This window comes from Achromobacter sp. FW305-C-13 (assembly GCF_058783475.1).
In genome coordinates this window covers 398569-411795 of the sequence record NZ_JBYSYN010000004.1, presented here as the reverse complement: position 1 = coordinate 411795, position 13227 = coordinate 398569, and the positions used below count along the sequence as shown (strand labels likewise).

Below are 13227 nucleotides of genomic sequence, written 5' to 3'. Positions count from 1 at the left end.
GGGCTATGGCCGCGGGTGGGGGTGCGGCTGCGTCTGCACCTGATAGTTGATCTGCCAGCGCAACAAGTCGGGGTAGGCGCGCAGGCGCTTCTGCTCGGCCAGCTGCGCCGTTGAGGTGTCCTGCTCGCGGGCCAGCGCCAGGCCGGCGGGGCCGGCCCACGGCAGGATCTTGCCCGGCCGGGTCTGACGGTAGGCGCCGTCCTGTGTGATCGTCACATCCGGGTCGTTCATCCCGAAGCACCATACCGGATCCGTCCGCGCGGCCAGCAGGTCGCAGCCGGTGCGAAAGTACGGCGTGTCCGGCAGGCTCAACTGGTACAGCGTCGGCATGATGTCCTTGTGGCTGCCCACGCGCGTCGGGTCATACGTGGCGCCGGCCCGATAGGCGGGCGGCACGTACAGGTAGAACGGCACGGCGCGCGCCAAGGCCGCGTCCTTGTCGTCCTGGTAATCGATGCCCAACAGGTTGTGATCTCCCGTGACCGCCACGATGGTGCGGCTGCCGCTGGCCGAGGCCTTCACGCGTGTCAGGAATCGCCCGAGCTGGTCGTTGGCATAGCGCAGCGTGTCGAAGGCGTCGGCAAGGCCATCCCAGGCTTTGAAGTACGGCTGGCGCGTCACGTCGTATAGCGGCAGGTCGCCGTGCTTGCCGCCTTCGGGAATGAGGAACGGCGGGTGATGCGTGGTGGACAGCGCGATGATGAAGAGCGGCGCACCGTCCGGGTCCGCCTCGGCCAGGCGGCTTTCGATGTAGCGGAACATGTACTCGTCGGGCACGCCCCAGGTGCCGGCTTCGGCCTCGGGATAACGGGCTCGCAGGGTCTGCTGGTCGATGAATTCATGGGCGCCCAGATGCGTGGCGAACGTGCCCAGGTTGCGCCATGTGGCGGCGCCTGACGTGACGAAGAGCACGCGGTAGCCCCGTGCCAGATACGGCGCGAAGGCGTTGCTGGCGAACTCGGCGTCGGCCGCGGACGATTGGCCGATGGCGGACACCGGGCTGCGCACCAGCAGGCGCGACAGCGAATCGATGGTGCCGTTGCCTTCCGACAGGAAGCGATCGAAGCGCCAGTCCTGTTGCCAATGCGGCCGCAGCGCGCCCAGCAGGTCGCGTCCCGGCTGGTCATAGGCGTTCAGGTGATGCCCCATGCTTTCCATGACCTGCAGCACGACGTGCGGCGGCCGCGCACGGGCGGCCGGATTGGCTGCGGTAACGGCCATGAAGGGTTGCAGGCCCTGTGCGGGGTGGCCCAGGAAGCGCTCGTACAGCGCCTGGCCGGCTGCCGCCGTGACCGGTTGGAAGCGCTTGTCGTTGCCGCGTTCGGCCAGGGCCCAGAAAAACGACGAGATGCCGTTGGGCGTAATGTCGTTCAAGAGCCGCACGCTGGAGATGCTGGTGTCGTCCTTGTTCAAGGGGAAGCGGCCCAGCGATCCGCGGCAAGCCAGCACGGTGATTGCAACGATCAGCAGCACACGCAGTGCAGCCGGGGCCAGCGCGCGGCGCTGCAGCGGCAGGCGCTGCACGCGTCCTTGCCAGCGTGTGCCCAGCCACCACGTAGAGGCCAGCACCGCGGACAGCAGCAGCCCTGCCTGAGCCACGGGGTAGCCGTGCCACAGCGTCATCGCAATGGCGCGGGTGTCGTCGTCGATCAGGCCAAATACGAAGATGTCGATCGACCGCGAAAACGTGGCGTAGTAGCAGACCGTCACTACCGTCGAGGCCGCGAACAGGGCGGCCAGGCCGGCCCCCACGCCGGGCATCCAGCGCAGCCAGCGCGCGTGCAAGGTCCGGCTGCCGGCGGCCAGCATCGCCAGCAGCAGCAAGGCCGAAAAGACGATGCTCGTCACCTTGATGTCGAACAGCAGCCCGACGCCGAGCGACTTGCCCACGTCCTGCGGACGCGCCGCATACGTCGCTGGCGGCGCATAGGTCGCAAGCAGGTAGGCCCGGCCCGCAAACTGCGCCAGCACGCTGACCAGCCAGGGCGCCAGGATAAGCAGGAACGCGCGTTGAACATTGAGAGACCAGTCTTGCCACGCATACGCTGGAGGGAAGCGCTTCATCTGCACCGGGGGAAGGAGCTATCGGCGAACACGCGGATAGCGGCAATAGGATGCCCGCGGTCCTGTCGGGCGAGACCGGCGCGGGGGAGGGCGCATGAAAGAGATTCCGGCCCGTGTCCAGGGGGGCGCAGCCCCAAGGGGCGGAATGGCAGCGAGCGATCGGGGCTTTTCGTGGTTGGGTTTAACGCGGCCGTTCGCCATGCAGCGCGAAATGTACAGGAGGCCGTGCCCGAATGTACAAAGGTTTGTATAGCTTTGTGATGGAGGCGTACCGGGCTTAACCGGCGTTTGTCGCGGGGGACAGGTCGCGCGCGGTCATGGCGGCCTGTTCGGTCAGCCATTGCGCCACCACATCGGCGTCCGGCGTGCTGCGGCGCGCGTTGCGCACCAGCCAGTAGGCATGTTCCGTCGCCCGAGCCGCCTGCCCGCCCACCGCCTCCAGCCGTCCGTCCGCCAGCATGGGCGCGATCAACGCCAGCCGGCCCAGCGCGATGCCGTGGCCCGCCAGCGCGGCAAGCACGATCTGGTCGTACTGGTTAAAGCGCAGCATGCCCTTGGCGCGGGTGCGGCCCAGCCCGCGGGCGTTCAGCCATTCGGACCATTGCAGCCAGGGGCGGGTCGGGTCGTCGAATTCCAGCAATACATGGCGTTGCAATTCGCGGGCGTCCAGCTCGCGCGCCTGCAGGGACGGATGTGCCACCGGCACCACGGATTCCCCGAACAGCCAGACCGCCCCGTCCGGCACCATCTCGCGCGGGCTGTAGCGGATGGCGATGTCCACGCTTTCGCGGTCGATGTCGATCAGGCGGTTGTCGGCGGCCACGCGCACGTCGATATGCGGGTGCGCCGCCTGGAACTCCCCCAGCCGGGGCAGCAACCACAGGGACGCCACGCCGATGGTCGTGGTCACCGTGACCGGCGTGCGCCGTTCGGGGGCGCGCAGCTGTTCGGTCAGGTCGCCCAGCTGGCTCAGCCACACGTCGGCCATGCGGAACAGTTGCGCACCTTCCGACGTGAACGACACGCTGCGAAAACCCCGCACCAGCAACGGCACGCCCAGATGCGCCTCCAGCGCCCGGATCTGGCGGCTGACGGCTGACTGCGTCACATGCAGATCCTGCGCGGCCAGCGTGATGCTCATGCGGCGGCCCACGGCGACAAAGCCTCGGACGAGGTCAAGCGGGGGAAGTTTGGCCAGCGGATATGGCATTCGCAAAACTCATGCGTATCAGACGGAAATGTCGCTTGAGTAATAGTACGCCGACGGCGTTCAATAACAGGCTGCGACAGGCGCATTGCCTGCGCCGTCGCGCCACCTTTTCCGCCGGAGTACCCGTGATGATCGCGCCGTTGCCTGACTCGCCCCGCATGCAGATGTGGTTCGATTTCGCCAGCCCTTACAGCTATCTGGCGATTGAGCGGGTCGACGCCCTGGCGCAGGCCGCCGGCGTGCGGGTCGACCTGCGTCCCTTCCTGCTGGGCCCGATCTTCCAGGCGCAGGGGTGGAACGACACGCCGTTCCGGCTGTTCCCGGGCAAGGGCGCGTACATGATGCGCGACATCGCCCGCCTGGCCGACAAATACGGCGTGGTCTACAACCGCCCGCGCCTGTTTCCGCGCATGAGCGTGCTGCCGGCCCGCATCGGGCTGCTGGGGCAGGACGAACCCTGGGGCCGCGACTTCTGCCTGGCGGTGTTTCGCGCCAACTTCCAGCATGACCTGGACATCCAGGCCGAAGACGTCGTGCATGGCTTGCTGACCCAGCTGTCGCTGGACGCGGACGCCCTGATAGCCCAGGCCAAGTCCGAGGCCGCCAAGGAGGCGCTGCGCCGGCAGGTGGACCGCGCCCGCGACCTCGGCGTGTTCGGCGCGCCCACGTTCTTCGTGGGCGATGAAATGTTTTGGGGTAATGACCGGCTTGAAGACGCCCTGGAGTGGGCCCAACGATGAAAAACGCAAGCAGTGCCTATCGCGGCGCGCCCATGCCGGGCGGCCGTTCGTTCACGCAATTCCGCGCCGCCCGCATTCGGCGCGTCTCGTTCCAGTGGAAGCAGGCCGGGCAGGCGCAAGACCCGGCCGGCCATGGCCCAGGCAACAAGGGCGGTTCCTTCAGCCCTTCGTGACCGGGGCCACCTGCGCCCATTCCTCGTCCGAATACAGCCGGGAGCGCAGCAGGAAGCGCTTGCCTTCCGCGCTGTCCAGCGAAAAGGCGCCGCCGCGACCGGGCACGGCGTCGATGATCAGCTGTGTGTGCTCCCAATAAGCGAACTGGTCCTCGCCCATGTAGAACGGGCACCCCTCCAGGTCGCCCAGCAGGACGTCCGAGCCGCCCACCATGAATTCGCCCAGCGCATAGCACATGGGCGAACTGCCGTCGCAGCATCCGCCCGACTGGTGGAACATCAAGGGGCCGTGCTTGGTCCGCAAGGTATCGATCAGCTTGCGCGCCTCGTCGGTCGCGACCACGCGCGGCGTGTGCTCTGTCATGGCGTCATTCCTATCCGGGAGCGCCGGCGCGCCAGGCCCGAAGGCCCGGCGCGCCGGCCGCAGGTTGACGATCAGAAAAAGCCCAGCTTCTTCGGCGAATAGCTCACCAGCAGGTTCTTCGTCTGCTGATAGTGGTTGAGCATCATCTTGTGGTTCTCGCGTCCGATGCCCGACTGCTTGTAGCCGCCAAACGCCGCGTGCGCGGGATAGGCGTGATAGCAGTTGGTCCACACGCGGCCAGCCTTGATGGCGCGGCCCATCCGATAGCACGTGTTGGCGTCGCGGGACCACACGCCTGCGCCCAGGCCATAGAGCGTGTCGTTGGCCAGCGCCAGCGCATCATCGGCGTCCTTGAACGTCGTCACCGCCACGACCGGCCCGAAAATCTCTTCCTGGAACACGCGCATCTTGTTGTGGCCCTTGAAGACCGTGGGCTGCACGTAATAGCCGCCTTCCAGCGCGCCCTGCATCTGCGCGCGCGAGCCGCCGGCCAGCACGTCGGCGCCTTCCTGCTTGCCGATGTCCAGGTACGACAGGATCTTCTCCAGTTGCTCGGTGGACGCCTGCGCGCCCAGCATCGTGTCGCCGTCCAGCGGGTTGCCCTGCTTGATCTCGGCCACGCGCTTCAAGGCGCGTTCCATGAACTTGTCGTAGAGCGATTCCTGGATCAGCGCGCGGCTGGGGCACGTGCACACTTCGCCCTGGTTCAGCGCGAACATCACGAAGCCTTCCACCGCTTTGTCCAGGAAGTCGTCGTCTTGCGCGGCCACGTCGGCAAAGAAGATGTTGGGCGACTTGCCGCCCAGCTCCAGCGTCACCGGAATGATGTTCTGCGACGCGTACTGCATGATCAGGCGGCCGGTGGTGGTCTCGCCGGTGAAGGCGATCTTGGCGATACGCTTGCTGGAAGCCAGCGGCTTGCCGGCTTCCAGCCCGAAGCCCGTGACCACGTTCACCACGCCCGGGGGCAGGATGTCGCCGATCAGTTCCATCAGCAGCAGGATGCCCAGCGGCGTCTGTTCCGCGGGCTTGAGTACCACGCAATTGCCCGCGGCCAGCGCAGGCGCCAGCTTCCACGCGGCCATCAGGATGGGGAAATTCCACGGGATGATCTGGCCGACCACGCCCAGCGGTTCATTGAAGTGATAGGCGACGGTGTCGCTGTCGATTTCGGACAGGCCGCCTTCCTGGCTGCGGATGCACGAGGCGAAATAGCGGAAGTGGTCGATCGCCAGCGGGATGTCGGCGGCGCGGGCTTCGCGGATGGGTTTGCCGTTGTCCCAGGTTTCGGCCGTGGCCAAGCGTTCCAGATTGGCTTCCATCACGTCTGCGATCTGCATCAGCATGCGGGCGCGTTCGGCGGCCGGGGTCGCACCCCATTTCGGCGCGGCGCGGTGCGCGGCGTCCAGCGCCAGATCGATGTCGCGCTCCTTGGAGCGCGCGTTGCGGGTCAGCACCTGGCCGGTCACCGGAGTGACGTTGTCGAAGTACTCACCGTCTGCCGGCTTCTGCCACTTTCCATCAATGAAATTGTCGTACTGCGTTTTCAGGTCCAGACGGGTGCCATACGAGTCCGGGGTGATGCGGGTCGCGATGTCCATGCTTGTCTCCGAAATTGTTGGGATAGCGGCAGTCGGCTGCCTATCCGGTATCAAGCAAGGAACATGCCAACCTGCGGGCTTCCCCGCTGGACAGCGCGCGCTCTCACGTGCGAAAGTTGATCAGCCCGCGCAACCCCGGGCAACTGCCGTTTTTTGCGACATTGTCGCGGAACAGGTGTCGCAGAACGCCTGTCCTAGGAGACACGCATGGCCACTCATTCTCGTCAGCACGCGCTGACGCAAGCGCGCCTGCTGTTCAACCAGCAGGGAGCGGTGCCGGGCGGCATCGTTGCCGAACCCATCCTTCGATCCTGGCGCCGTTGCGCGGACCTGGGCTTCGACATGCGTGGCGTGCGCCGTGCCGAACTCATGACGCAAGGCGAACTGCGCGAAGCCCAGCAGCGCAACGAAGCGCTGCGCAGGCTGTCCGAACCCGCCATGTCGTATCTGCGCCGCGAGGCGGGCGGCAGCGGCAATCTGGTGATTCTGTCCGACGCCCAAGGGCTGGTGCTGGATAGCGACGGCGATGCGGGGTTCGCCAACCGGGCGTCGCGCGTGGCGCTGATGCCCGGCGCACCGTGGGACGAAGCCGCCGCCGGCACCAACGCCATCGGCACCGCGCTGGTCGAAGGCCGGCCCATCACCGTGCATGGCGCGGAACACTACTTCGAACCCAATCGCATCCTGACTTGCGCGGCGGTGCCCATTACCGATAGCGAAGGCCGAACGCTCGGCGTGCTGGATTTATCCAGCCAGGCGCGCGACATCCGTCCCGACGTCCTGGCGCTGGTGCGCGCCGCGGTCGATCTGATCGAACACCGCTTGTTTGAACAAGCCTATGAGCACCATGCCGTGCTGCGGCTGCACGACCACCATTCCGGCCTGGGCGCACCAGGCGAAGGCCTGTTGGCGTTTCAGGGCGATGTGCTGATTGGCGCCAACCGCCGTGCCTTGCAGGCGCTGGGGCTGGCCGCAACGGCGTTGGGGGTGTACCGCTACAGCGATGTCTTCGATGGTGTACTGGAACGTTGCCCCGATGCCGCGGGCCGCGTGCATACTCGCACGGGCGCGAGCTATCACGCGCGGCTGCGACTGCCGCGTGCGCGTGCGCCGCAGCCGGTGGCGCCGGCCTTGCCAAGCATCGATGCCACGCGCCCGGCCGCACCCAGTTTCGACGCCGCCACACTTGGCGCACTGGCGCGCGCCGTGCACCTGTCAGATGCGGGCGTGTCCATTTTGCTGCAAGGCGAAACGGGCGTGGGCAAGGAGGTCTTTGCGCGCCAATTGCATGCGCGCGGCAAGCGGGCATCCGGCCCGTTCGTGGCGGTGAACTGCGCCGCCTTGCCTGAAAGCCTGATCGAATCCGAATTGTTCGGCTATGAGGATGGCGCGTTCACGGGGGCGCGGCGTCAAGGCAGCAAGGGTTTGCTGCGGCAGGCGCACGGCGGCGTGCTGTTCCTGGATGAGATCGGCGACATGCCGCTGATGCTGCAATCGCGGTTGCTACGCGTGTTGCAGACGCGCGAGGTGTCGCCACTGGGCGCGGCGCGGCCGGTGCCGGTGGATTTTGCGCTGGTGTGCGCCACGCACCGTCCGCTGGCCCACGAAGGCGCCGATGCGCCGGTGCGTCCCGACCTGTATTTCCGTATCGCCGAGTACACCGTCACGCTGGAGCCGCTACGCGCGCGTGCCGACCGTCTGGAATTGCTGCGCGCGCTCTGGGCGGCGCAGGGGGGGGGGCCGGTGTTGCCGCCGCCCATCGAAGCGCTGCTGGCGGCCTACCCGTGGCCGGGCAACTACCGGCAGTTGGTAGCCGTGCTGCGCACCTTGCATGTGTTGGCGGGGCCGTCAGGCGTGGTTGATGCAGATATGCTGCCCGCCGAACTGCGGCCCGTGGCGGACAACGCGCATGCGGTCGCCGCGCCGCCCGAAGGCGGCACGGCAGATCTGCAATCGATGACGGATGCTGCCGTTCGCGCAGCACTGGCCGCGCACGGCGGCAATGTCAGCAGAGCGGCGCGGGCGCTGGGTGTGCACCGCAGCACCGTGTACCGGCGCGCGGCGGCGTTGGGTTTGCCGCGCGCGCGATAGCCTGGGTACGCGGCTTTAGCCGACCAGGCGCGCGAGTTCGGCGCCGGGGTCTTTGGCGCGCATGAAGGCCTCGCCCACCAGGAACGCGTTGACCTTGTGGTCGCGCATCAGTTTCACGTCTTCGGGCTTCAAGATGCCGCTTTCCGTCACGACGCGCTTGCCCGCCGGGATGTTGGGCAAGAGGTCCAGCGTGTTCTTCAGGCTGGTTTCGAAGGTGCGCAGGTTGCGGTTGTTGATGCCCAGCAGCGGCGTCTTCATGGTCAGCGCCACGTCCAGCTCGCGCGCGTCGTGCACTTCCACCAGCACGTCCATGCCCAGTTCCATCGCCAGCGTTTCGTAGTCGCGCAATTGCGACGGCGACAGCGCGGCCACGATCAGCAGCACGCAGTCCGCGCCCATCGCGCGGGCGGCGATGATCTGGTAGGGGTCGATCACGAAATCTTTCCGCAGCACCGGCAGCGAGCACGCGGCGCGCGCCTGGCGCAGGTGGTCGTGCGAGCCCTGGAAGAACTGCACGTCCGTCAACACAGACAGGCAGGCCGCGCCGTGCACGGCATAGGTAGAGGCGATGTCGGCGGGGGCGAAGGTTTCGCGCAGCACGCCCTTGGAGGGCGACGCTTTCTTGATTTCAGCGATGACGCCGGCCTTGCCCTGCGAAATCTTGTCTTCGATGGCTTGGGCGAAGCCACGCACGTCCTGGCGCGCCTGCGCTTCGCGCAGGACTTCGGCTTCGCTGCGCATCTGGCGGGCGGCGGCGACTTCCTCGACCTTGACGGCGAGGATCTTCGCAAGAATATCGTTCATTTCTGGAATTTCCGGGTATATGCGCAGAATTCTTCCAGCTTGGCTCGCGCCGCGCCGGTGGCAATCAATTCAAATGCTAGCGCTAAGGCTTCGGGAATGGAATCGGCTTTATTGCCGGCATAGATGGCAAGCCCCGCATTGAGCGCAACGATGTCGCGCGCGGTGCCCTCGACATTGTCCAGCGCTTCGATGACAAGTTCGCGCGACTGCTCGCGATTGGACACCTTGATGGACCGGTTGGACATCATGGATAGCCCGTAGTCTTCGGGGTGGATTTCATATTCCCGTATTTGACCATCTTTCAGCTCGCCCACGAGCGTGGCGCCGCCCAGCGAGGCTTCGTCCATGCCGTCCTTGCCGTGCACGACCAGCACATGGCGCGAACCCAGGCGCTCCAGTACGCGCACCTGGATGCCGACGAGGTCGGGGTGGAACACGCCCATCAGCTGGTTGGCGGCGCCCGCAGGGTTGGTCAGCGGCCCGAGGATGTTGAAAATGGTGCGTACGGCCAGTTCCTTGCGCACGGCGGCCACATTCTTCATGGCGCCGTGGTGGGCGGGCGCGAACATGAAGCCGATGCCGGTAGCCTGGATGCACTCGGCGACCTCATCGGGCGTCAGGACCAGGTTGGCGCCCAGGGCTTCCAGCACGTCGGCGCTGCCGCTGGAGGACGAGGCGCTGCGGTTGCCGTGCTTGGCGATCGGCACGCCGGCCGCCGCCGCCACGAACATGGCGGTGGTCGAAATGTTGAACGTGTGGCTGCCGTCGCCGCCCGTGCCGCACATATCCAGCAGATCCTGCGGATTCGGCGTTACGACGGGGGTGGCGAATTCGCGCATGACCTGCGCGGCCGCGGTGATCTCGCCGATGGTTTCCTTTTTCACGCGCAGGCCCATCAGCAGGGCGCTGGCGATCTGCGGAGACATCTCGCCGCGCATCAGCATGCGCATCAGATGCAGCATCTCGTCGTGGAAAATTTCGCGGTGTTCAATGCAGCGCGTCAGCGCTTCGGTGGGGGAAATCGTCACGATGCGTCCTTCTCAGGCGAGGTTCAGGAAATTGCGCAGCAGGGCGTGGCCATGTTCGCTGAGCACGGATTCGGGGTGGAACTGTACTCCGTACAGGGGCAGCGTCTTGTGGCGGACCCCCATGATGTCGCCGTCCGGCGCGGTTGCGGTCACTGCCAGGCAGTCGGGCAGCGTGGCGGGGTCGATAGTCAGCGAGTTGTAACGGATCACGGTGTACGGGGTGGGCAGGCCGGTGAAAATGTCGGTGCCCGTGTGCGAGATCTTCACCGTCTTGCCGTGCATGATCTGCTGGGCGCGGACGATGTCGCCGCCGTAGGCCGCGCCGATGGCCTGATGGCCCAGGCACACACCCAGGATAGGCTTTTTGCCGGCAAAGGCCTGGATCGCGGCCACCGAGATGCCGGCTTCGGCCGGCGAGCACGGCCCGGGCGACACGCAGATGCGGTCGGGGTTCAGGGCGGCGATCTCCTCCAGCGTGATCTGGTCGTTGCGCGCGACGCGCACGTCTTCGCCCAGTTCGCCAAAGTATTGGACCAGGTTGTAGGTAAAAGAGTCGTAGTTATCGATCATCAACAGCATTTTTTTCTCCGTGCGGGCGGTATTCGGTTCGGGCGGGGCCGGGATCAGATGGGTTCGTCCAGGCCGTGCTGCACCTGTTCGGCCGCGCGCAGCACCGCGCGGGCCTTGGCTTCCGTTTCGGCCCATTCGGCTTCGGGGTTGGAATCGGCCACGATGCCGGCGGCGGCCTGCACATACAGCGTGCCGTCCTTGATCACGCCGGTGCGGATGGCGATGGCCACGTCCATTTCGCCGCCGTAAGAGAGGTACCCGGCCGCGCCGCCGTAGATGCCGCGGCGCACAGGTTCCAGTTCATCGATGATCTTCATGGCTTCGACCTTGGGCGCGCCCGTCAGCGTGCCGGCGGGGAAGGACGCGCGCAGCACGTCCATGCTGCTCATGCCGGGATTCAGGTTGCCCGTCACGTTGGACACCAGGTGCATCACGTGCGAATAGCGTTCGATGACCATGGTGTCGCTGACCTTCACCGAGCCCACTTCGGCCACGCGGCCCACGTCGTTGCGCGCCAGGTCGATCAGCATCACGTGTTCGGCCACTTCCTTGGGATCGGCCTTCAGTTCAGCGGCCAGCGCCGCGTCTTCCTCGGGCGTGGCGCCGCGCTTGCGGGTGCCGGCCAGCGGGCGGATGGTGATCTGCGACTTCGGCACGCCGTTGTCCACCACGCGCTCCTGGCGCACCAGGATCTCGGGCGACGCACCCACGACCTGGAAGTCGCCGAAGTTCCAGAAGTACATGTAGGGGGAGGGGTTCAGCGACCGCAGGGCGCGGTAGAGGGATAGCGGGGAATCTCGGAAGGGTTTGGCGATGACCTGGCCGATCTGCACCTGCATCAGGTCGCCGGCGGCGATGTGTTCCTTGGCGCGGTGCACGGCCGCCAGATAGTCTTCCTTCTTGAAGTCGCGCCGCTCTTCGGTCTGCATGCTGGCGTGGCTGTAGGGGATCTCCACCGGGCGTCGCAGGCGGGCGCGCAGGTCGTGCAGGCGCTGCTGGGCGCGGCTATAGGACTCGGGCTGGCTGGGGTCGGCGTAGACCATCAGGTAGATGCGGCCGGCCAGGTTGTCCACGATGACCAGTTCGTCCACGTGCATCAGCATCAGGTCGGGCGTGCCGCCTTCCATGCCGGCCGGGAAGGGTTTGACGGCCGGGCCCAGGCAGGGCTCGATGTGGCGCACGGTGTCGTAGCCGAAGTAGCCGGCCAGGCCGCCGCAAAAGCGCGGCATACCCGGGCGCAGGGCGACCTTGAAACGGCCTTGGTATTGCTCGATGAAGGCCAGGGGATCGCCTTCGTGCGTTTCCACGACCTGGCCGTCGTGCAGCACTTCCGTCAGGGTGCCGCTGGCGCGGATCACCGTGCGGGCAGGCAGGCCGATGAACGAATAGCGGCCAAAGCGCTCGCCGCCCACCACGGACTCCATCAGGCAGGTCATGCGGCCGGCCAGCGGGCCCGCGTGCGCCAGCTTCAGGTAGATGCCCAGCGGGGTGTCCAGGTCAGCATAGGTCTCGGCGACCAGCGGGATGCGGTTGTAGCCTTGCGCGGCGAGGGCCTTGAATTCGATTTCGGTCATGTCGGGGTCTCGTAAGCGATTTGGTGTTTGCTTTCAGACCGGGCGCACAACAAAAAAGCCCGGTCCAGGTTACTGGTTCCGGGCTTGGCTCTGTGTTTACACAGCTACGGCACTAGGCGGCATACGCGTCCAGGGCCGGGAGGGATCATCGCCACCCGGAAGACAAACGCCACCAGCGCCACGAGGCGCCGAGCATTTGGTTCTGGGGGTAAGCGTTCATTGATCCGGGATAAGTCTTTGAGAATTCAGGGTTTGTCAGGCGGTTTGTCAGGTACCCCGGGCTCCGTTTCAGGAAGCGGTTTTCGCGGCGTTCTGGTTTTGGTTCCAGAGCGCCACCCACTGGGCGGCGTTGACAAGCGTGTCCACTATACCATCGACATCCAGCTCGCGCACGTCACGGCCTTCGTTGTAACCGTAAGGCACGACCAGGACCTGCGTGCCGGCCGTACGGCCCGCCTGCGCGTCATTGATCGAGTCGCCGATGGTCACGGCTTCGGTCACCGCCACGCCCAGCAACTCGCAGGCATGCAGCACCTGGTCGGGGTCGGGCTTGCGACGCGCGCAGGTGTCGCCGCAGACGACCGCGTCAAAAAAGCCCGCCAGGCCCGTGCGCTGCAACAGCGGCAGCGTGAATTCGGTGGGCTTGTTGGTGACGACGGCCAGTTTCAGGCCCTGGTCGCGCATGTGCTTCAAGCCTTCGATGACGCCGGGGTAGACCTGGGCGCGTTCACCGTTGACCAGGTGATAGTGGCGGTAGAAGGCTTCGCGGGCGCGGTCGAACTCGGCGGCCGACGGGTCGGCCGCATCCAGGCTGCCCGCCAGGCTGCGGCGGACCAGGTTGTCCACGCCCTTGCCCACGAAAGTGGCCACCACGTCTTCGCGCAGCGCGGTCATGCCGAGCTCCACGCGCATGGCGTTGGCCGCGAAGGCCAGGTCGGGGATGGAGTCCAGCAGGGTGCCGTCCAGGTCCAGCAGCGCAGCGCGGAAAGCGGTCATGTCGTCGTGATC

The 13227-nt window shown here is 66.4% G+C and carries 12 protein-coding genes; 3 read left to right on the top strand and 9 right to left on the bottom strand.

The features are described from left to right. Positions 1–3: 3 nt before the first annotated feature. Positions 4–2064: an LTA synthase family protein gene (locus AC3WMU_RS25515; RefSeq protein ID WP_492283135.1), complete on the bottom strand. Its 2061-nt coding sequence runs from the start codon at positions 2062–2064 to the stop codon at positions 4–6. A gap of 277 nt (positions 2065–2341) precedes the next feature. Then, positions 2342–3274: a LysR substrate-binding domain-containing protein gene (locus AC3WMU_RS25510; RefSeq protein WP_006227308.1), complete on the bottom strand. Its 933-nt coding sequence runs from the start codon at positions 3272–3274 to the stop codon at positions 2342–2344. 128 nt (positions 3275–3402) lie between these two features. Between AC3WMU_RS25510 and AC3WMU_RS25505 the strand changes: the two genes are divergently transcribed. Both AC3WMU_RS25505 and AC3WMU_RS25500 read left to right on the top strand, forming a co-directional pair. Next, positions 3403–4014 carry a 2-hydroxychromene-2-carboxylate isomerase gene (locus tag AC3WMU_RS25505; protein ID WP_006227307.1) on the top strand — a complete coding sequence of 204 codons (612 nt, stop codon included), beginning with the start codon at positions 3403–3405 and terminating at the stop codon, positions 4012–4014. Then, the gene (locus AC3WMU_RS25500; RefSeq protein ID WP_006227306.1) at positions 4011–4187 is read left to right on the top strand and encodes a hypothetical protein; all 177 of its coding nucleotides are present in this window, start codon (positions 4011–4013) and stop codon (positions 4185–4187) included. Before AC3WMU_RS25505 ends, AC3WMU_RS25500 begins: the two co-directional genes overlap by 4 nt. Here AC3WMU_RS25500 and AC3WMU_RS25495 read toward each other — a convergent pair. Continuing rightward, a complete protein-coding gene (locus tag AC3WMU_RS25495) occupies positions 4174–4551 on the bottom strand; it encodes a DUF779 domain-containing protein (protein ID WP_006227305.1) in 378 nt (125 codons plus the stop codon). The genes AC3WMU_RS25500 and AC3WMU_RS25495 overlap by 14 nt on opposite strands. A 71-nt stretch (positions 4552–4622) precedes the next feature. After that, positions 4623–6152: an aldehyde dehydrogenase gene (gene adh / locus AC3WMU_RS25490; RefSeq protein ID WP_006227304.1), complete on the bottom strand. Its 1530-nt coding sequence runs from the start codon at positions 6150–6152 to the stop codon at positions 4623–4625. A 207-nt stretch (positions 6153–6359) separates the two neighbouring features. Between adh and AC3WMU_RS25485 the strand changes: the two genes are divergently transcribed. Continuing rightward, the gene (locus AC3WMU_RS25485) at positions 6360–8243 is read left to right on the top strand and encodes a sigma-54-dependent Fis family transcriptional regulator (protein ID WP_492283134.1); all 1884 of its coding nucleotides are present in this window, start codon (positions 6360–6362) and stop codon (positions 8241–8243) included. Positions 8244–8258: 15 nt separating this feature from the next. Here AC3WMU_RS25485 and trpC read toward each other — a convergent pair whose 3' ends face one another. From trpC to AC3WMU_RS25460, 5 genes are all read right to left on the bottom strand, one after another. Then, on the bottom strand, positions 8259–9047 hold the full coding sequence (trpC, locus tag AC3WMU_RS25480) for an indole-3-glycerol phosphate synthase TrpC (RefSeq protein WP_006227302.1): 789 nt from the start codon (positions 9045–9047) through the stop codon (positions 8259–8261). Then, a complete protein-coding gene (gene trpD, locus AC3WMU_RS25475; RefSeq protein WP_006227301.1) occupies positions 9044–10075 on the bottom strand; it encodes an anthranilate phosphoribosyltransferase in 1032 nt (343 codons plus the stop codon). Before trpD ends, trpC begins: the two co-directional genes overlap by 4 nt. Before the next feature lie 12 nt (positions 10076–10087). Then, on the bottom strand, positions 10088–10654 hold the full coding sequence (locus AC3WMU_RS25470; protein ID WP_006227300.1) for an aminodeoxychorismate/anthranilate synthase component II: 567 nt from the start codon (positions 10652–10654) through the stop codon (positions 10088–10090). A 44-nt stretch (positions 10655–10698) separates the two neighbouring features. Next, positions 10699–12219 carry an anthranilate synthase component I gene (gene trpE / locus AC3WMU_RS25465; RefSeq protein WP_006227299.1) on the bottom strand — a complete coding sequence of 507 codons (1521 nt, stop codon included), beginning with the start codon at positions 12217–12219 and terminating at the stop codon, positions 10699–10701. Between the two features lie 288 nt (positions 12220–12507). Next, a complete protein-coding gene (locus AC3WMU_RS25460; protein WP_006227298.1) occupies positions 12508–13215 on the bottom strand; it encodes a phosphoglycolate phosphatase in 708 nt (235 codons plus the stop codon). Positions 13216–13227 lie beyond the last annotated feature (12 nt).

Excerpts from the sequence above, each read along its gene's own strand:
- AC3WMU_RS25515 (WP_492283135.1), bottom strand. The coding sequence starts at position 2,064 with ATGAAGCGCTTCCCTCCAGCGTATGCGTGGCAAGACTGGTCTCTCAAT.
- AC3WMU_RS25510 (WP_006227308.1), bottom strand. The coding sequence starts at position 3,274 with ATGCCATATCCGCTGGCCAAACTTCCCCCGCTTGACCTCGTCCGAGGC.
- AC3WMU_RS25505 (WP_006227307.1), top strand. The coding sequence starts at position 3,403 with ATGATCGCGCCGTTGCCTGACTCGCCCCGCATGCAGATGTGGTTCGAT.
- AC3WMU_RS25500 (WP_006227306.1), top strand. The coding sequence starts at position 4,011 with ATGAAAAACGCAAGCAGTGCCTATCGCGGCGCGCCCATGCCGGGCGGC.
- AC3WMU_RS25495 (WP_006227305.1), bottom strand. The coding sequence starts at position 4,551 with ATGACAGAGCACACGCCGCGCGTGGTCGCGACCGACGAGGCGCGCAAG.
- adh (WP_006227304.1), bottom strand. The coding sequence starts at position 6,152 with ATGGACATCGCGACCCGCATCACCCCGGACTCGTATGGCACCCGTCTG.
- AC3WMU_RS25485 (WP_492283134.1), top strand. The coding sequence starts at position 6,360 with ATGGCCACTCATTCTCGTCAGCACGCGCTGACGCAAGCGCGCCTGCTG.
- trpC (WP_006227302.1), bottom strand. The coding sequence starts at position 9,047 with ATGAACGATATTCTTGCGAAGATCCTCGCCGTCAAGGTCGAGGAAGTC.
- AC3WMU_RS25470 (WP_006227300.1), bottom strand. The coding sequence starts at position 10,654 with ATGCTGTTGATGATCGATAACTACGACTCTTTTACCTACAACCTGGTC.
- trpE (WP_006227299.1), bottom strand. The coding sequence starts at position 12,219 with ATGACCGAAATCGAATTCAAGGCCCTCGCCGCGCAAGGCTACAACCGC.
- AC3WMU_RS25460 (WP_006227298.1), bottom strand. The coding sequence starts at position 13,215 with ATGACCGCTTTCCGCGCTGCGCTGCTGGACCTGGACGGCACCCTGCTG.